Origin of the sequence: Robertmurraya siralis (assembly GCF_005502275.1) — a bacterium.
GTDB classification, from domain to species: domain Bacteria; phylum Bacillota; class Bacilli; order Bacillales; family Cytobacillaceae; genus Robertmurraya; species Robertmurraya siralis.
This window is the reverse complement of the sequence record NZ_SWLZ01000006.1, coordinates 130,161-148,305: the sequence shown is the minus strand read 5'-3', so window position 1 is coordinate 148,305 and position 18,145 is coordinate 130,161. Positions and strand designations below refer to the sequence as shown.

The following is an 18,145-nucleotide window of genomic DNA, read 5'->3' as shown; positions in this document are numbered from 1 at the left end:
AATCAGAAGTTTATCCGACACATTTAGAAGGATTATGTATCAAAAGAGAAAAAGGACTAGATTTTTCTCGATTTATTCAGTTCTTCTTAAAAGTTTCGTCACTATTTGTTCATAATTAAGGGATAAAATTTGTTTAAAGAGTTTGAGAGGTAGGAGGAATTGAAGATGGATGATTTGAACAAGAATGAGATCCAAATAGTGGAGCAATCGGCTGCTCCTAAAGATAAAGAAACGAAGTCAAAACTAAAAGGTTTTCTCAGTATGGTAGCTGCGGGAGTGGTTGGTTCAGTTTTAACGATGACAGTTATACCGCAAACTGACTTTTTTCGTGATTACTATCAGCCAGTTGCAGAAGGAAGTGAAAATGTTGAAGGTGCTGCGACACAAGGAAATGAAGTAAATATCATGCCGACATCTACAAACAATTCATCGGCTTCAGTTGCAGATATTGTTGACCAAACGGCCTCTGCGATTGTAGGGATTGTAAACAGACAACAGCAGAACAATCCTTTTTCGAGAACATCAGAGGTGGTGGAAAGCGGTTCTGGTTCGGGTGTGATTTTTAAGAAAACAGATGATGTTGCCTACATTGTGACGAACAACCATGTGATTGAAGGGGCATCAGAAATTGAAGTTTCGCTTCATAATGGTGAGAAAGTGACGGCTCAATTAATTGGTGCTGATGCACTCACCGATTTAGCAGTCTTGAAAATTGATGCAAAGTACGCAGATAATGTACTTTCATTTGGAGATTCTTCTACTTTAAGAGCAGGTGACCAAGTGCTAGCGATCGGTAATCCTCTTGGATTGGAATTTTCAAGAACAGTCACACAAGGAATTGTCAGTGCCGTAGATCGAAATATCGCCGTTTCAACTTCTGCTGGAGAATGGGAGTTAAATGTTATCCAAACAGATGCAGCTATTAACCCAGGCAATAGCGGGGGAGCTCTTATTAATTCACAAGGACAAGTAATTGGCATAAATAGTTTAAAAATATCTGAAAGTGGAGTTGAGGGATTGGGATTTGCGATTCCAAGCAATGATGTCGTTCCAATTGTAAATGAAATCATTGAATCAGGAAAAATTAGCCGCCCGTATATGGGAGTTAGTCTTGCCAGCTTAAATGAAATTCCTCCAGCTTATTACCAAAATCTCCCTGATGATGTGACCGGGGGTGTAATGGTGACATACGTGGACCCCAATTCGGCAGCTGCTGAAGCTGGTATTAAGGCACAGGATATCATAGTTTCAATTAATGAACAGAAAGTGGAAACTGCCAGTGAATTAAGAAAATATTTGTATACAGAGGCGAAAATTGGCGATGAGGTAAAACTGGAGATTTACAGAGAAGGGAAGCTAATCAAGGAAAAAATAACCTTGTCGAACAATATTCAAGCAAGTTGATGTACCAATAATAGATCTTTCGGAAAAAATGAAAGATCTTTCATATAAAATGGAGAGGCTAAGTTGAAAGAGCAGCTGGTTACCACCTTTCGACTTGCCTCTTTTTTATTAATAAGGAACGCTTTTAGCTGTCCCCTGTTCTGTACAGCTTTTGCAAAAAGATTGCTTTGATGCAGAAGCAATAGGGAGACTATTAAACATACTGTTGGCAATAAATAAGGTACTATGAATCACGACTCTCTTGTTTAAGCGTTTTTTTTACATCTTTTTTAAATTGCTGGAGTTCTTGCTGAAGTTCTTCTTTGCTTATATCAAGTGTTTCCATCACATCATGAAATGATTTTTTTTCTTTCTTGTAAGCAATGATTTCTTCTAGTGGCTTTTCACTAAGCTTAGCGAGGGCTGCTGCTCCAATTAAAAAACGCAAATGAAATCCATCTTTGATATATTTATCGATTTCCTCGTCTGTTTTATTGGCGTACTCCGCTAAGTATTTCTGCACCTCTTTTTCATTATTTTTAACGAAGGTTTCCCACTTCCGCATAGCGTCAATACGTTTAAATTCTTCCATATCAATTCCGAGCTGTTGAGCTGTTTTTTCCCAAGATTTCGTTTTATTGTATAAGTCAAGAACATCATGAATGTTCTTATCCGCTTTTTTGCTTAATATTGCTGCCATGAAGATTTCTTGTTTCGAGTATCCCTGTTCCTTTAATTGTTCCGCTTTTTCACGCTCAATCAACCTATGATGATGTCCATGTTTATGGTCCTTTTCAGGGGATGCATGAACAAGAGTAGATGATAGGTTACATGTCAAAGCAACAATAAGGATCGCTGCTAGCATTGTTATTTTTTTCATCATACATTTTCTCCTTTATTTAAATTTAAATGAACCACGAAATTTATGATAACCAAAATATGTAAAATTATGAGAGTTATTCGGTTTTTGCCAAAAAGGGAGTAAATTTAATTCTCGTTAATGTTCCCTTTCACAATATTGACATGAAATCCATCGTATCATCGCTAAATCTTATAGTATTCTTATAGTGAAAATATAATAGTTGGCTGGAGAATTGGAGAAGCCGCAAAAAACTGTCTGGGTTCGGTCTGCCCATCAGGTTTTTTGCGGTTTCTTTTTTTAATCAAAAACATTTATTACGCTGGCTTTATGAAATCAATAGGAGGAAATGGCATGAGAAGAAAGATAGAAACGCAAGTGATTGTAATTGGCGGCGGTGTAACAGGTGCGGGGGTACTTCGGGATCTGGCAGTCCGTGGAATTAAAGCAATCCTCGTCGAACAGCGTGATCTTGGTCATGGAACTTCCTCAAGAAATCACGGGCTCCTTCATTCAGGTGGCAGGTATGCGGTAAGAGATGAAGAAGCGGCGATTGAAAGTTATCGGGAGAATATTATCCTAAAAAAGACAGTTCCTGGTTCAATCGAGCAAACTGGCGGCTTATTTGTGAAGGTACCAGAAGATGATGATGATTATGTGCAAAAATGGGTGTCTGCATGTGAAAAAGTCGGCATTCCTGTCAAGAACATTCCTCTTGAACAGGCGTTTAAGGATGAACCTTATTTAAGTAAAAAGATACAAGCTGTTTATTCAGTTCCAGATGGTTCAGTGGATTGTTTTACGCTAGTCGTTGATGTTGTTGCTGATGCAGTAACAAGAGGAGCTAGAGCATTAACTTATCATGAAGTGATTGAGATAATACGTGAAACAAACGGGGTAAGTGGAGTACTCGTCCGGAATCGTTATACTGGTGAAGAAATCGAAGTTCGTGGAGATATTGTGATTAATGCTGCAGGACCGTGGGGGGCTAACTTGGCTGAAATGGCAGGAATATCCTTGCATCTAATCAATAATAAAGGAATGCTTGCTGTTCTTAATCATCGATTTAACAGACAGGTAATCAATCGTTTAAGAATACCCGGCGATGCAGATATTTTTGTTCCAGCCCATAACGTAACGATCTTTGGAACAACAGGCGTTAATGTCGATGATCCGAACGATTTTAGCTTAGATCGACAAGAGTTGGAAATGATGTTGGAGGAAGGTGCAGCGTTAATTCCTGATTTGTTGAACATGCGCCTCATTCGAGCATTCAGTGGTAGCAGGCCTCTTTATCAAGAATCAACAGTCGCTGATACAAGTGGCCGCTCAGTTACGAGAGGTATCGCCTTGCTGGATCATAAACAGAGGGATGGTGTCGATGGCTTTATTACCATTACTGGCGGAAAGCTGACAACCTTTCGCTATATGGCTGAAAAAACAGTCGATATCGTTTGTGAAAAACTGAATATTGCTGCTCGCTGTACGACAGATGAGGAGATCGTTCCTCATCGAGAAGCACAAAGTTTTTTTAAAGAAGTCGATATGGCTCCCGCAGCGAAACATAAATTATTTCATTGGGCAGGAACAAAAGCAGAAAAGATTGAGCAGTCATTAAAACAACGTCCGATTGATCGGACTGTTATTTGTGAATGTGAGCAAGTGACATGGGCCGAAATAGAATCGACGTTGACCGAGGATAGTCCCTTTAATTTAGGGGATATTCGCAGAAGAACACGATTAGGAATGGGACCTTGTCAAGGGACGTTTTGCAGTTACCGTGCAGCAGCGGTAGCGGTGGAAAAAGATGCAGCTACTTCGGAACAAGCAGCATGGGCATTAAACGATGCTCTCAATGAACGTAAAAAGGGGATGACCGTTGTCGCAACAGGTGAAACGGCTAAACAAGCACAGTTAATGGAGGCGATTTACAACGTTTCATTACGTCTAAAGGAGGGGGCAAATCAACATGTATGATGAAATTATTGTAGGACAGGGGCTAACTGGATTATTAACAGCCATTTGGAGTCGTGAAGAAGGAAAGCAGGTTGCTTTAGTGTCTACTGGTTTGGGCAAGATTTTTCAATCAGCAGGCGTGTTGGATATACTTCCAGGGGAAGATAGCAGATTTGCAGATTTAATGGAGAAATACAAGTTAAATACATGTTCACGATTAACGATATATGAAGCTGCGAAAAAATACTTTCAGTTAACGGAACGAATTGGTTACCCCTATCAAGGAAATATAGAGGCACCTATAACAATAATTACCGGATCGGGTAATCTTAAGGAAACGGCATTTTATCCAGATACGATTAAACCGATTCCTGAGCAAGGGCATGTGGTTATCGTTGGTTTTGAGGAGGTAGTGGATTTTCTTCCAAAGTATGTAAAAGGGAATTTACAAAAAAGCAGGCCAAGTTTACACGTAGATACGATGACAGTATCACTTGGAAAAGGTTCTTCAAGAACAATGTCGCAGCTTGATGCAGCACATCTGCTAGATCAGGAAAAAGTGTGCCAGCATGTTCTTGATCAAATCAAGATAAAAATGGCGGCTAAAAAAATAGCAAAGCCGGAGCTATTTATTTTTCCGGCCGCATTAGGGTTTAATAAGTGGCGGAAAGTATTGGAACAAGCAACGATCCAATTGCAGGCTGCGATAACGGAAGCACCGGGAATGCCGCCCAATGCGACAGCAATTCGCTTGCATGATAAATTAAAAAAAGAAGCCATAAAGCTTGGGGTAAGATTTTATGAAAACACGACCATCATCGGTGCAAAAATCGAGGACAATAAAGTTCAAGCAGTAATCACAAGTGCGAATTTAGAAATAAAGTCAGAGAGTTATATTATTGCAGCCGGTGGGATGTTAGGCGGTGGAATAGAGAAAACAGCTACGGGCTATAAGGATAAAGTATTGGGACTTGACCTTGATCATCATGGCTGCTACATGAGCTGTCCAGAAAATGTATGGCTAGTTGGCGCGAGTAACGGAATGAACGTGACACAATACGGAATAACTGGCGGTGTCTATTCCATTTTATCATGTTATCAAACGTTTACAGCACGTAAACAGCATATGAAGTTAGGAGGGCTCCAGCATGCAAAATTATAACTTCCTAGACCGTTCATTTGATGCTTGCCTCAAGTGCCATGCTTGTACAGCAACTTGTCCGGTTTCAAATGTTTCCCTTGAGTTTGGCGGACCAAAGCATTTAGGCCCAGAATTAAAAAGACTTACGGATAATCAACAGGTTATTGATGATAAGCGAATTGAATTATGCACCCTTTGTGGAAATTGTGATATATCCTGTCCGGAGAATGTCCATGTTTCTACTCTAACAGCGTATGCGAAGGCGATTCATGCGGATATTGAAGGAACAAAGCTTCGCGATCATGTTTTAAGCAATGCTGAATTAGTTGGTGTGGCTGCATCAGCCTTTGCACCCATTACCAATGCTGCGATGACAATGAAGCCTGTTCGTCAAGTAATGCAAATTGTGCTGGGCATTCCTGCTGAACGAAAATTTCCACAGTATCGTTTTAACAATTTTAAACGTAAATATAGAAAAACAACTTCAGAGACTAAGAGAAAGGTAGCCTATTTTGTTGGCTGCTATGCTACTTATAATGCCCCTGAAGTGGCGGACTCATTTGTCGAGGTAATGAAGCATAACGGTATTGAAGTTGCAGTTCCAAAACAGAAATGCTGCGGTGTACCAATGTTTGCAAACGGTAAGATGGAGCAGGGCCTTAAGAATGCCAAGTATAATATCGAAAGTTTATTAGAGTATACAAGGCAAGGTTATGATATTGTTTTAACTTGCACGAGCTGCACCTTTGCTTTTAAAAAGGAATATATAAATTATTTACAATCAGCAGATGCACACGAGCTAGCGAAGCATGTCTATGATGCTGACGAGTATTTGCGTATGCTTAAAGAAGCGGGTGAATTCAATTCAAACCTTGCACCAATGAACGACAAGGCAGGTTATTATGCCCCTTGCCATATGAAGGGCCAGGGGATTGGTAATCCAGCCATGGATATCCTTGGACTTATTCCTGGCTATGAGATTCAAGATGTAGCAGCAGGCTGCTGTGGCCAATGCGGCACTTTTGGATTTAAAGAAGAGAAATATGAGATTTCAATGAAAATAGGAAAATCAATGTCTGAAGCAATTGCTGACGCAGATGCCGATTATACAGTAACTGAATGCGGCATGTGCAGAAATCAATTAGAACAACTTACGACAAAAAATGTCAAACATCCAATGCAAGTACTCGCGCAATCTTATGTGAAAAATCTCGAGGAAAGCGTGCATGCTTCTCCAAAATAACAAAGTGAGGAGCTGGAAAAAGGGTCAAATCTTCTTATTTATCGAAGATTTGGCTTTTTTTTATTCTCAAAAAGGATGAAAAAGCAGTGAATTGAATTAAATAGGTAAACAAGTTGTATATATTCTTTGTTGAAAAATTGTCACATTATAGCATTAAATTACGAAATGGAATTGTTGACAACGCTTTCACTTATTCTTTATACTTTAGTTACAAGTTAATGCAATTGTGACGGAGATAAGGAGACTCACACAGCCCCTATTTTATGATAGGATGTACTGGTGTGGCTCCTTTTTTTTCTTCGTCGAAGTAAACCGATTACAATTTGATAGATGAGGAGAGAAAAAGATGACACAGTTTGTTGGAGAGATTGTTGGTACCATGATTTTAATTGCTTTAGGTGCCGGAATAGGGGCAGGTTCTTCTTTAGAAAAGTCCTATTCAAAAAATGCAGGGTGGATTGTAACAACACTTGCATGGGGACTCGCTGTCACAATGGGTGTGTTTGCAGTTGGTTCAGTCAGCGGAGCCCATTTAAACCCTGCTGTGACGGTAGGTTTGGCCATAACTGGAGATTTCCCATGGGCGGATGTTCCCGGTTATATCATTGCCCAATTTATTGGAGCGATATTAGGTGCAACACTTGTATTTTTACACTACTTACCACATTGGAAAGAGACAAAAGATCCAGGAACAAAATTAGGAGTATTTGCGACTTCACCGGCAATTCCGCATACTTTTTCCAACTTGTTAAGTGAGATGATTGGTACATTCATGCTTGTTCTTGGTTTATTATTTATAGGAGCAAATAATTTTACTGAAGGATTAAATCCACTAGTAGTAGGCTTACTCATCGTTGTAATCGGAATGTCCTTAGGCGGCACAACGGGTTATGCGATCAATCCAGCTCGTGATCTTGGTCCCAGAATTGCCCATGCCATACTCCCTATCCCAGGAAAAGGTGATTCAAACTGGAAATATTCATGGATTCCAGTCGTTGGTCCACTATTAGGGGGAAGTATCGGAGCCGTGTTTTATCAAGCCGTTTTCTTGGAAAAAGTAACCATGGCTTTATGGATGGTTTTGGCCATTTCCGCAGTTGTTCTAATTATTGCTTATTTTGTAAGCAAGAAACAATCTAGTGTTATGAATGAAACGAATCAAGTAGCCTAAATCAAATGGGGGAATTTACAATGGAAAAATTTATCTTATCTTTAGACCAAGGAACTACAAGCTCTCGTGCTATTTTATTTAATAAAAATGGTGAAATCCATTACACTTCACAAAAGGAATTTACGCAGCATTTTCCAAACCCTGGTTGGGTAGAACATGATGCGAATGAAATTTGGGGATCTATTTTAGCTGTTATTGCTGGAGCTCTTTCCGAGTCCAATGTTAAACCGGAACAGATTGCAGGGATTGGGATCACGAATCAGCGTGAAACAACGGTTGTATGTGATAAAGAGACGGGGACGCCAATATATAATGCAATTGTTTGGCAATCAAGACAAACGAGCGATATTTGCGAGGACTTAAAAGAAAAGGGCTATGTTGATTTATTCCGCCAAAAAACAGGATTGCTCATTGATGCATATTTTTCGGGAACAAAGGTCAAATGGATTTTGGACCATGTAGAAGGAGCCCGTGAACGAGCAGAGCGTGGAGAACTTTTATTTGGGACAATAGATACATGGTTAATTTGGAAATTATCTGGTGGTAGAGCTCATGTTACCGATTATTCGAATGCATCGAGAACATTAATGTATAATATTCATGAATTAAAATGGGATGAGGAGTTGTTAGAAATCCTTGATGTTCCGAAAGCAATGCTTCCCGAAGTGCGCCCATCCTCGGAAGTTTACGGTTATACCATTGATTATCATTTCTTTGGAAAAGAAGTGCCGATTGCTGGAGCAGCAGGAGATCAGCAAGCTGCCTTATTCGGTCAAGCATGCTTTGAATCAGGAATGGCCAAAAACACGTATGGAACAGGTTGTTTCATGCTTATGAACACAGGTGAAAAAGCCGTTCAATCTGAACATGGTCTTTTAACAACGATTGCATGGGGATTAAATGGAAAAGTGGAATATGCTTTAGAAGGAAGTATTTTTGTTGCTGGTTCAGCGATTCAATGGCTTCGTGATGGTTTGAGAATGTTAAAGAATGCTAAGGATAGTGAAGAGTATGCAACAAAGGTTGCCTCAACGGATGGAGTATATGTGGTGCCGGCATTTGTTGGATTAGGAACTCCGTATTGGGATAGCGATGTTCGCGGCGCGGTATTTGGTTTAACTCGCGGCACGTCTAAAGAGCATTTTGTAAGGGCGACATTAGAGTCACTTGCTTATCAAACAAAAGATGTACTGTCGGCAATGGAAGCAGATTCAGGGATCGTCTTGAAGAAGCTTCGTGTTGATGGGGGCGCGGTAAAAAATAATTTCTTAATGGATTTCCAAAGTGACCTGTTAAATGTTTCAGTTGAGAGGCCTATTGTCAATGAAACTACTGCTCTTGGAGCAGCTTACTTGGCGGGGCTAGCTGTTGGTTATTGGGAAAGCCAAGAAGAAATTGCAAAACAATGGGCAGTAGATCGAAAGTTTGAACCAACGATGGAAGAGGAAAATCGTGCAGAGCTATATGATGGCTGGAAGAAAGCAGTAAAAGCAGCGATGATTTTTAAATAAGAGTAAAATGGCTCCGTCAAAAAGCTGGTCACTTTCGTCTTTTTGACGGAGCTTTCTTTCTATAAAAAGGGAAAAGCCATTTTTAGCAGGGCTAGAAATGGCTTTTCCTTATCAACAAGTCCTCGACTGTATCTCTATAAATCTATGAGACGATGGAGGAATTGGTTAAGGGAAATTGTTCAATATTCCCCTGTTTCTCTATTTTTCGTGTAACTTCAATATATTTGATGTGATGGTCTTCCATTTCGATGATTTTAAAGGAATAGGAATCAATCTCAATGATGTCACCTTCCTGGGCTTCATAATTTTCTGTTAAGATCCAGCCTCCAATGGTATCTACATCTTCATCATTAATATTAAGGTTAAATAATTCATTCACTTCACTTACGAGCACTTTGGAATCAAGGATGTAATGGTCATCATTTATTTTACGCACTTCAGATACTTCATCCATATCGAATTCGTCGCGAATTTCTCCAACAATTTCTTCGATGATATCTTCTACTGTAACGAGACCCGATGTCCCTCCATATTCATCCATTAGAATGGCCATATGGATCCGCTCTTTTTGCATTTTGATTAATAAATCACCGATTGGAACCGTATCAATCACGCGGATAATTGGGCGAATATAAGATTCCAATGTTTGGGAAGCTATTTCAGGGTGATTTAATAAATCAGTCATGATTTCTTTTAAGTTCACTAATCCAATAATATGGTCTTTATCACCATCAATGATAGGGTAGCGCGTGAACTTTTCTATATACATGACTTCCAAGAATGTTTTTATCGTATCATCTTTTGATAATGATACGATTTCGGTTCGGGGAACCATGATTTCTTTTGCAATACGATCGTCAAATTCAAAAATTTTATTTACATACTTAAACTCAGATTGGTTAATCTCACCACTTTTATAACTTTCAGACAGAATTAGTCTTAGTTCTTCCTCAGAATGCGCCTCTTCGTTTTCCTTAGCAGGCTTTAATCCAAACCAACCGACAATGATTCGCGCTGCTCCGTTTAAAGTCCAAATAAATGGATAGAACAGGCGGTAAAACCAAATAAGTGGTCTAGCCACAACTAACGTGATTTTTTCGGCTTTACGGATCGCTACGGTTTTTGGAGCAAGCTCACCAACTACTACATGGAGAAACGTAATAAACAAGAAAGCTATCGCGATAGAAACAGCATGGGATAGAGGAGAAGGAATATTGAATTCCATAAATAATGGAGTTAGCATTTTAGCAATTGTTGGTTCTCCCAACCAACCAATTCCTAAAGCTGTAACAGTGATCCCAAGCTGACAGGCCGATAAGTATTCATCAAGATGCGTGATGACTTTTTTGGCAGCGATTGCACTTTTGCTTCCTTCTTCAATTAACTGTTCTACTCTTGAGCTCCTTATCCTAATGATCGCAAATTCTGAAGCGACAAAAAATGCCGTTAAAGCAATCAAAATGGCTAATAAAACCAAGTTAAATATGTCCAAATAAATTTCCTTATCCCGTCACAAACGAGTAAGGAGTCACCTCCCAATAAATTCAAAAATATAGTCTAGCCTGTTAATTCGGAAAGGGACTTTAATAACACTTCTCCTTCTGTATTGAGTAACTTGGAGTAATTCTCGGCTTGGTCAGCTTCAAGATTTTCGATCAATGGTATGAGAACGTTTAAATCGATTTGAAGCTGTTTCATTTGTTGGGTGACAGAGAGAATATGTTTTTTTAGTTCCCCTTCTTGCACTTCTTTTATTTTTTTAATCTCTAGTTTTCTCTTAATCTCTTCAAGTGGAATATAAAGATTTTTGCATTCCTCAATAAATCTTAAATCCTCCAAAGCTTGTTCTGTGTAAATTCGATAATTAGATTTTGAGCGTTGAGCTTTCAAGAGTCCAATACTTGTATAATAATCAATCGTTCTTTTTGATACATTTGCTAAACTTGCTAGTTCGCCAATGCGATACAATGCCCCATCATATCACCTCAATCTATTTCTATAATATATAATTATAAGTGATACAAAACCATACAGTCAAACGTTGCGGTTGTCAAAAAATAAGTTACCTTTAGTTTATTATAAATTGAAAGGAATATGAACGATTCTTTTAAAAACGTTTGAAAATACAAAAAAATCTGTTAAATAGTTTTACAGAGCAGAGTGTAGACAAACTCGAAAATCTTCGAGTTTGTCTACACTCTTTTTTCTTTTAAAATAGAATTAATTAAATAGCGCAGGTTGATTTCCACTCCGGGTGGCGCTTTCCGCGGGCGGGGCCGAGCCGCCTCCCTTGCTGCGCTCAGTCCAGGGTCTCGACTTTCCCGCTTTTCCCGCAGGAGTCGCCACCCTCCGCTCCAATCCACTTTATCTTTTTGAATATAGAATAAAGAAATTTTTAAGGTGACTTACAATGATGAGGAGAAATCAATCAAATGATAGAGCACAATTATCACTTGCAGTAGCTGCTGATGCAGCTTATAAAACCCCAGCGATTGCGAACTTTCTATTAGAGAATCAAATGTTCCCTGTCCTTTCTTACACTCGTCCAAAAACAAAAGATGGTTTCTTCCGAAAGCATGATTATGTGTATGATGAGTATGATGATTGTTATCTCTGCCTGCAAGTGCAGGTCTTCAAGTACACGACGACAAAGAAGGATATCGGCAATATAAATCAAATTCATCCATTTGTGCAGAATGTCCGTTTCTATCCCAGTGTACGGAAAGTAAAAACCATCAAAAACTTATACTGCGTCATATTTGGGAAGCTTACATAGAAGAGGCAGAACATCTACGTCACAACGATGAAATCAAACAGATATACGCGAAACGCAAGGAGACGATTGAACGTGCCTTTGCGGATGCGAAGGAAAAGCATGGTGTGCGATGGACAACCTGACGAGGTCTTAAAAACAAATCTATGCAGGCGATGCTTACGTTTGCTGCCATGAACTTAAAGAAAATGGCCACTTGGACTTGGCAACCTGCTTGAGTGAGTGCCAAACTCGTTGATTGGAGCGGAAGGCGCTTGACTCCTGGGGGAATAGCGTGACAGCCGAGACCCCGCACGAGCATCCACGAGGAGGAGGCTCGGCGCACGCCCCCCGGAAAGCAAGCGTCTGGAGAGGAAATCAACGTTTTTAGCGCAATTCCAATCCAAAAATGACAAAATCCATCGATAGGGAGCCCTTTCGGTGGATTTTGTCGACAGTCTGATCTGTTAAATAGTTTAACAGAGTAAGAGAAATCAAAAAACAATATGAAAAAGCATTATTTTCCCATCCACTCTCTTGCAAGCATGCTGTACATTAGTAAATGGTGAAATTGACCGTTTAAGTTTTCGCCGTCTCGAACGAAACCTTCATAGGTAAAGCCAAGCCTTTCTGGAATCGCGCGGCTTTTTAAATTCTTTTCACCACAGCGGATTTCAATTCGATTAAGCCCCAATTCAAAGAAGATATAATTGAGGACTGCTTGAACAGAGCGTGTCATAATTCCTTTTCCTACAGCATCTTCTGCCAAAAAGTAGCCGATTGATGTTTGACGATTATACCAGTCAATATACTGTGAGCCGATATTGCCTACTAATCGCCCTTTGTATCGAATCCCAAAGCTAAATCCATTATGTCCACTTAATTGTATGAGCCAGAAGGAGATAAGTCCTTGAGTTTGTATAGGAGATAGAATTTCATTAACCCAAGGGAGCCATTTTTTTAAGAATGTTCTATTTTGATTAATTAGGTGAAAAAACTCCTCTGCATGTTGAGATTGAAGCAATTGTAGTTCAATTTCGCTGTCAATTTTCATTGTAAACATACTTTTCCTCCTTTTGTATGACTATCAAATCTGGTTTTTTGAAAAGAAAAATTTTTGAAGGATAAAAGTTCAAGAAATTTACATATTAGCTTTATGAGAAAGGTTTTATAGATATGTGTAAAAGGACTTAATTATTTGCTTTATATGACGGCGTTGATTTTGGCCCACTGTCCCTCCGATTCCATAAAGCGATGTGAGCTCATGGGATCAGTGGATCTTTTTGCTAATTAAAGGGTGTGTGAAACCAAAATTTTATACGAAATGAACCAAAAAACGTTTGTTCAACATTATGGTTTAACAATGCCGTTTTTTTTTCTGTTATCACTGTGATTTTTCACACTGTTGAAACAGATGAATCGTGCTATAACGAAAGAGAATCATTCTCAATTAATTGAAATTAGGTGATGAAAAATGCTAGCAGGTTTAAGGATTGGCAAACGTGCAAAAATAATTGATACGTCAGGAGCTGATCGATTAGTGCGAAGACGTCTACTTGATCTGGGAATTACAGAAGGGTCGGAAGTTTGTATTAAATGTAAAATGCCTTTTGGCGGACCATTTATGCTTGAATCCTGTGGGCAATGCGTTGGTATTCGTCGACGCGAAGCACAAACAATAAAGGTGGAAGAATTATAATGGATATTGCACTATTAGGTAACCCGAACACAGGAAAAACCTCAATGTTTAATAATTTGACTGGTTCATATGAATACGTGGGAAATTGGAGCGGGGTAACTGTTGAGAAAAAAGTTGGTCTTTTAAAAAAAGGGACAGCCTCTCTTATCGATTTGCCTGGTGTGTATTCATTAAATCCGCTTTCGAAAGATGAGGGTGTCGTAACCAATTTTTTGCTCCACGATTCTTTTGATCGAATGCTCAACATTATAGACGCATCCCAATTAGAACGAAATTTACATTTAACAATTCAACTTCTTGAATTCGGTCGACCTTTAATTATTGCACTTAACATGGTGGACGTAGCATCTAAACGAGGAATTGAAATTGATGTCGATAGGTTAGCTTCTCAATTAGGAACGAAAGTCGTACCTGTTATTGCCCGATCTGGAAGAGGTTGTGATGAGCTAGCTGAATTTGTTACGACGATTGAATCACCATCGATCAGCAGCTTTACTGTTTCGTATGGGGAAGAAATGGATGGAGCAATTGAGCGATTAGCGAGAATGCTTGAAGGGAAAGTGCACCATTCTGTTAGATGGTTAACCCTTCAATTATTAGAAGGAAATCATTATGTGAAGGCATATTTACAAAGCTTTATAGGCAGGGAAGAGTTAGAAACCTTTATACTTGATACTTCAAAAGCAATCCTTTCAAATTATGAAGAAAAAACAATCGACCACTTTATTTATCACAAAAGACAAGAAGCGATCGGAGAGCTTTTAAGAAACTCGACGTATACGGAGGAAGAAAATAAACAGCCGTTATCGGAAAAAATCGACGCTGTTATAACAAACAAATGGTTGGGGCTCCCTATTTTCTTTGTCATTATGTATTTTTTATTCATGCTTACTTTTGATTGGCTCGGATTTCCTCTTTCCGACATTTTAGATGGAATTATATCAGGACCGATTACGGGTGGATTAGAGGGCTTTTTATCCTTTATAGGTGCCTCTTCGTTTATTCATGCTCTAGTGCTTGATGGTATTGTCGCTGGGGTGGGGGGAGTCCTTGTTTTCGTGCCACAAATATTTATCCTCTTCTTTTTTATTTCGTTATTAGAGGATTCTGGCTATATGGCTCGTGTTGCTTTAGTTATGGATCGGTTAATGGAGCATGTTGGATTGAATGGAAAAGCTTTTATCCCAATGATGATTGGATTCGGCTGCAATGTACCAGGTGTTATGGCTGCAAGAACGATCGAAACTCCTAGAGAACGAATGCTTACTGTATTGCTCACACCACTGATGTCCTGTTCAGCTCGTTTGCCAGTTTACGCTTTATTTGTTGGTGCTTTTTTTGTCTCCCATAAAGCACTGATCGTATTATCACTTTATATTCTTGGTATTGTTGTAGCACTTATCTTAGCTAAAGTATTTTCAACCACGATTTTAAAGGGAGAAACTTCATTTTTCGTGATTGAACTTCCGCCATATCGGATTCCCCAAGGAAAGGCGCTCTGGAAGAGCACATGGGAAAAAGGGAAGGGATTTGTTAAGAAAGCAGGTACCTTTATTTTTGCTGGTTCAGTTCTCATTTGGCTGCTGTCTTATGCAGGACCACAAGGTCTGAACGTGGAGATGGACGATAGCTTTTTGGCAATGATTGGCGGTGTTTTTGCACCACTGTTAGCGCCATTAGGATTTGGAACTTGGCAAGCGGGCGCGTCACTATTAACTGGTTTTTTAGCAAAGGAAGCAATTATATCAACGATGAATATTATATATTTTGTTCCTGATGAGGCAAGCTTGCAAGGGCTGCTAATCAATAGTTTTTCACCTGTTGCAGCATACAGCTTTATGGTATTTATTCTTCTTTATATTCCTTGTTTGGCAACTGTTGCAACAATAAAAAAAGAAACTGGCTCTTATAAATGGACATGTTTTTCAATGGGATATGCATTGCTAATCGCTTACTTGCTCTCATTTCTAATTTACCAATTTGGCACTCTATTGGGCTTCTAGATAAGAGACATTGCTCATTTATTCACTAGGCTTAGCTAACTGAATTGTAGATAAAACAATTTTGGCTCTTTTCAAGGAAACCTTGGTTCGCACACCCTTCAGTAATCCTGAAAGGGTCGGAGAGATAAAGAGCCAAAATCAACACTGACATATTTTATAAAGCGCTTCACCGGAAATTTAATGAGAGGTCAATCAATCCATACTAGGAAGGCGGAACCATGATGGTAAATTTTATTATTGGCGGCTTTATTTTTGGATATGCATTCTGGGCGCTTTGGAAATTTATTAATAGAGCGAAGCGAGGGAAATGTGCAAGTTGTGAGATTAAGGAGACTTGTTCAAGTGAATCATGCTGCGAAGGTACTAATAAATAGTAATTTAGCAATAGTTTTCCTTGAATAGCGGCTCCATCATCTTTATAATATATGTATAAAGTGTAAAATTACACCAATTTATACATGAGGGAATGACGATAGGTGACACGTGAAGAGATCATTTTAAAAGTATCTGAGAAATTGAGGCTTATTCGCACAGAGGCAGGATATACACAAGATAAAATGGCAGAAATTATCGGTGTATCAAAAAAAACATTAGTTCAAATCGAGAAGGGGCGAGTGTATGCCAATTGGCCAACGGTTGTGACGATATCGGCGCTTTTCAGAGAAACTGAAACAGTGCAATATTTGTTTGGCAACGAACCCCTTGAAGTATTAGAGACGGTTGCACGTGATGGAATCGATTATCGCAAGGAAAAAACTTTAGGAGGAAAAATTTGGTGGAGAGAAGTTGCCACAAAAAATGGCTTCATCCTCCAGCAAAATATTCTTAGCCAGCATTATCGAATTCTAGATGACGAGTATTTTCGCATTTTCAGCAGTATGGATGAAGCGGCATCTTTAGAAAGATTTAATGAATTGGCGAAGGAATAATCATTCAGTCTCAAGGCTGAGAATGAAACCATCAGTGGACTCTTAAGAGTGCGAAAACTCTCCCGTAGTATAGAAATATAAATAATGCGAATGGGAGAACAAAATGAAAAAATTTAAAGAGATCTTTCAAAATCGAAATTACTTACGATTGTTTTTGGCAAATTTCACTTCACAACTTGGAAGCACAATTGGATTAACGGCTTTTATGTTTTATTTATTGGATCGATTTTCCGATCAGCCTGCCTATGCGTCCATAACGGAACTTATGTATTCGTTGCCTACATTAGCTGTTTTCTTTATTGTCGGGGTTTTAGCTGATCGCATGGATCGACAGAAAATAGCTTATTACTGTGATTGGATTAGCGCCATTTTATCGTTAACATTAATGGTTGCCATTTATGTAGGTTGGATGCCGCTTATTTTTGCTGTCCTATTTTTGCGAAGTGCAGTCCAGAAGTTCTTTTTTCCAGCAGAGCATGGAATGGTGCAAGGTATTCTGAAAAAAGATGATTATACTACAGCTGCTGGGTTAAACCAGCTTGTGATGAGCCTATTTATGTTATTTGGCAATGGTTTCGGAATTTTTGCCTACTGGACCGTTGGTATCTATGGGGCCCTAGTTGTTGATGTGTTATCTTTTTTGATCAGCGCGTTGTTAATTCGGGCTTGTAAAATAGACGATATGGTCAGAATGCCTAACGGAAAGCATCGTATCAAGGACTTAAGCAGGAAGATGATGCTGGATGATTTCAAATCTGGTTTCTTTTATATATTGAAGAATAAGCTTTTAAGAACGCTATTAATCGGCTTTTTTGTCTTTGGTGTTGTAAACGGTGGTTTTTCCGTTATGCCTGTCTTCATGCTTAAATATAAACTTGCTCCGGAGATGTATGAACAATTTTCGATCGTCATTGGTGTTGTCTTTGGTACAGGCATCTTAATTGGAAGCTTTATTGCTTCTCTTCTGAGTCAAAAGATAAAGCTCTATCAGTTAATAATTTATGGATTAATCGTTACAGGTGGGTTCGTTATCTGTTCCTCTGTTCCCAATAATCTTTTCTGGTTTATGGTCATTATTTTTATTTCATCTGTAAGCCTACCTCTTATCAATATTGGAATTGGAGGTTGGATGCCAAGCATTGTTGATCCGAAAATGATGGGAAGGGTGCAAGGAATGATTACACCACTAATGATGTTATCCCAGTCGTTAACTTTAGGTTTTATTACGGTTACCTTTCCAAAGCTGTTATCGATTGAAGCTTTATATTGGCTAGTTGGAAGTTGTCTCATCATCGTTGGTATTTTTTATTTATGTACTTTGCCGAAATATTCAAGTGAGAATGAACAAAGCGACGTGATTACCGAGGCAAAGGAAAGCGGTGTTTAAAAAAATCCTAATGTAGGATTTTTTTTTTGAAATTTGAAGCTATTCTTTCATTATGATCGTATGTAATGATGGAGACTATCTTAGGACGTTTACTTTTGTATATGTCTTACA

15 protein-coding genes and 1 pseudogene are annotated in these 18,145 nt (G+C 38.9%); 12 read left to right on the top strand and 4 right to left on the bottom strand.

Features of this window, described 5'->3' with window-relative positions; genetic code table 11:
- The first annotated feature begins 165 nt into the window (after window positions 1-165).
- On the top strand, window positions 166-1,404 hold the full coding sequence (locus FCJ93_RS10320) for a S1C family serine protease (protein WP_095314851.1): 1,239 nt from the start codon (window positions 166-168) through the stop codon (window positions 1,402-1,404).
- A gap of 223 nt (window positions 1,405-1,627) precedes the next feature.
- On the opposite strand, the gene FCJ93_RS10315 is transcribed toward FCJ93_RS10320, so the two are convergent.
- Window positions 1,628-2,263: a hypothetical protein gene (locus FCJ93_RS10315; RefSeq protein WP_170211283.1), complete on the bottom strand. Its 636-nt coding sequence runs from the start codon at window positions 2,261-2,263 to the stop codon at window positions 1,628-1,630.
- A gap of 333 nt (window positions 2,264-2,596) precedes the next feature.
- Between FCJ93_RS10315 and glpA the strand changes: the two genes are divergently transcribed.
- The 5 genes from glpA (at window position 2,597) to glpK (ending at window position 9,264) form a co-directional block, all read left to right on the top strand.
- The gene (gene glpA, locus FCJ93_RS10310) at window positions 2,597-4,219 is read left to right on the top strand and encodes an anaerobic glycerol-3-phosphate dehydrogenase subunit GlpA (protein WP_137743633.1); all 1,623 of its coding nucleotides are present in this window, start codon (window positions 2,597-2,599) and stop codon (window positions 4,217-4,219) included.
- Complete coding sequence (locus FCJ93_RS10305; RefSeq protein ID WP_095314848.1) at window positions 4,212-5,360, top strand: FAD-binding protein; 1,149 nt, start codon at window positions 4,212-4,214, stop codon at window positions 5,358-5,360. The genes glpA and FCJ93_RS10305 overlap by 8 nt, the downstream gene beginning before the upstream one ends.
- The gene (locus FCJ93_RS10300; protein ID WP_137743632.1) at window positions 5,347-6,582 is read left to right on the top strand and encodes an anaerobic glycerol-3-phosphate dehydrogenase subunit C; all 1,236 of its coding nucleotides are present in this window, start codon (window positions 5,347-5,349) and stop codon (window positions 6,580-6,582) included. Before FCJ93_RS10305 ends, FCJ93_RS10300 begins: the two co-directional genes overlap by 14 nt.
- Window positions 6,583-6,928: 346 nt before the next feature.
- A complete protein-coding gene (locus FCJ93_RS10295; RefSeq protein WP_137743631.1) occupies window positions 6,929-7,753 on the top strand; it encodes an MIP/aquaporin family protein in 825 nt (274 codons plus the stop codon).
- Between the two features lie 20 nt (window positions 7,754-7,773).
- Window positions 7,774-9,264 (top strand): glycerol kinase GlpK, encoded by a 1,491-nt coding sequence (gene glpK, locus FCJ93_RS10290; RefSeq protein ID WP_137743630.1) that lies wholly within the window; start codon window positions 7,774-7,776, stop codon window positions 9,262-9,264.
- Window positions 9,265-9,406: 142 nt separating this feature from the next.
- On the opposite strand, the gene FCJ93_RS10285 is transcribed toward glpK, so the two are convergent.
- Both FCJ93_RS10285 and FCJ93_RS10280 read right to left on the bottom strand, forming a co-directional pair.
- The gene (locus FCJ93_RS10285; RefSeq protein WP_137743629.1) at window positions 9,407-10,756 is read right to left on the bottom strand and encodes a hemolysin family protein; all 1,350 of its coding nucleotides are present in this window, start codon (window positions 10,754-10,756) and stop codon (window positions 9,407-9,409) included.
- A gap of 65 nt (window positions 10,757-10,821) precedes the next feature.
- Window positions 10,822-11,232 carry a MerR family transcriptional regulator gene (locus FCJ93_RS10280; RefSeq protein ID WP_095314843.1) on the bottom strand — a complete coding sequence of 137 codons (411 nt, stop codon included), beginning with the start codon at window positions 11,230-11,232 and terminating at the stop codon, window positions 10,822-10,824.
- 475 nt (window positions 11,233-11,707) lie between these two features.
- Here FCJ93_RS10280 and FCJ93_RS10275 point away from each other — a divergent pair.
- Window positions 11,708-12,255, top strand: a pseudogene (locus FCJ93_RS10275) (transposase); the annotation flags it as partial.
- Window positions 12,256-12,533: 278 nt separating this feature from the next.
- On the opposite strand, the gene FCJ93_RS10270 reads toward FCJ93_RS10275, so the two are convergent.
- Window positions 12,534-13,079: a GNAT family N-acetyltransferase gene (locus tag FCJ93_RS10270; protein ID WP_137743628.1), complete on the bottom strand. Its 546-nt coding sequence runs from the start codon at window positions 13,077-13,079 to the stop codon at window positions 12,534-12,536.
- A gap of 411 nt (window positions 13,080-13,490) precedes the next feature.
- Between FCJ93_RS10270 and FCJ93_RS10265 the strand changes: the two genes are divergently transcribed.
- The 5 genes from FCJ93_RS10265 to FCJ93_RS10245 all read left to right on the top strand — a co-directional run bounded on the left by FCJ93_RS10265 (window position 13,491) and on the right by FCJ93_RS10245 (window position 18,034).
- Entirely contained in the window at window positions 13,491-13,715 is a 225-nt protein-coding gene (locus tag FCJ93_RS10265) for a FeoA family protein (protein ID WP_095314810.1), read from the top strand.
- Entirely contained in the window at window positions 13,715-15,718 is a 2,004-nt protein-coding gene (gene feoB / locus FCJ93_RS10260) for a ferrous iron transport protein B (RefSeq protein ID WP_137743627.1), read from the top strand. The genes FCJ93_RS10265 and feoB overlap by 1 nt, the downstream gene beginning before the upstream one ends.
- Window positions 15,719-15,936: 218 nt before the next feature.
- A complete protein-coding gene (locus FCJ93_RS10255) occupies window positions 15,937-16,092 on the top strand; it encodes a FeoB-associated Cys-rich membrane protein (protein WP_095314808.1) in 156 nt (51 codons plus the stop codon).
- Between the two features lie 102 nt (window positions 16,093-16,194).
- Window positions 16,195-16,647 carry a helix-turn-helix transcriptional regulator gene (locus FCJ93_RS10250; protein WP_137743626.1) on the top strand — a complete coding sequence of 151 codons (453 nt, stop codon included), beginning with the start codon at window positions 16,195-16,197 and terminating at the stop codon, window positions 16,645-16,647.
- Window positions 16,648-16,750: 103 nt separating this feature from the next.
- The gene (locus FCJ93_RS10245; RefSeq protein WP_137743625.1) at window positions 16,751-18,034 is read left to right on the top strand and encodes an MFS transporter; all 1,284 of its coding nucleotides are present in this window, start codon (window positions 16,751-16,753) and stop codon (window positions 18,032-18,034) included.
- The last annotated feature ends 111 nt before the right edge of the window (window positions 18,035-18,145 follow it).

What these genes read in the sequence shown, in the direction of transcription:
- FCJ93_RS10320 (WP_095314851.1), top strand. Translation starts at nt 166, where the DNA reads ATGGATGATTTGAACAAGAATGAGATCCAAATAGTGGAGCAATCGGCT.
- FCJ93_RS10315 (WP_170211283.1), bottom strand. Translation starts at nt 2,263, where the DNA reads ATGAAAAAAATAACAATGCTAGCAGCGATCCTTATTGTTGCTTTGACA.
- glpA (WP_137743633.1), top strand. Translation starts at nt 2,597, where the DNA reads ATGAGAAGAAAGATAGAAACGCAAGTGATTGTAATTGGCGGCGGTGTA.
- FCJ93_RS10305 (WP_095314848.1), top strand. Translation starts at nt 4,212, where the DNA reads ATGTATGATGAAATTATTGTAGGACAGGGGCTAACTGGATTATTAACA.
- FCJ93_RS10300 (WP_137743632.1), top strand. Translation starts at nt 5,347, where the DNA reads ATGCAAAATTATAACTTCCTAGACCGTTCATTTGATGCTTGCCTCAAG.
- FCJ93_RS10295 (WP_137743631.1), top strand. Translation starts at nt 6,929, where the DNA reads ATGACACAGTTTGTTGGAGAGATTGTTGGTACCATGATTTTAATTGCT.
- glpK (WP_137743630.1), top strand. Translation starts at nt 7,774, where the DNA reads ATGGAAAAATTTATCTTATCTTTAGACCAAGGAACTACAAGCTCTCGT.
- FCJ93_RS10270 (WP_137743628.1), bottom strand. Translation starts at nt 13,079, where the DNA reads ATGTTTACAATGAAAATTGACAGCGAAATTGAACTACAATTGCTTCAA.
- FCJ93_RS10265 (WP_095314810.1), top strand. Translation starts at nt 13,491, where the DNA reads ATGCTAGCAGGTTTAAGGATTGGCAAACGTGCAAAAATAATTGATACG.
- feoB (WP_137743627.1), top strand. Translation starts at nt 13,715, where the DNA reads ATGGATATTGCACTATTAGGTAACCCGAACACAGGAAAAACCTCAATG.
- FCJ93_RS10255 (WP_095314808.1), top strand. Translation starts at nt 15,937, where the DNA reads ATGATGGTAAATTTTATTATTGGCGGCTTTATTTTTGGATATGCATTC.
- FCJ93_RS10245 (WP_137743625.1), top strand. Translation starts at nt 16,751, where the DNA reads ATGAAAAAATTTAAAGAGATCTTTCAAAATCGAAATTACTTACGATTG.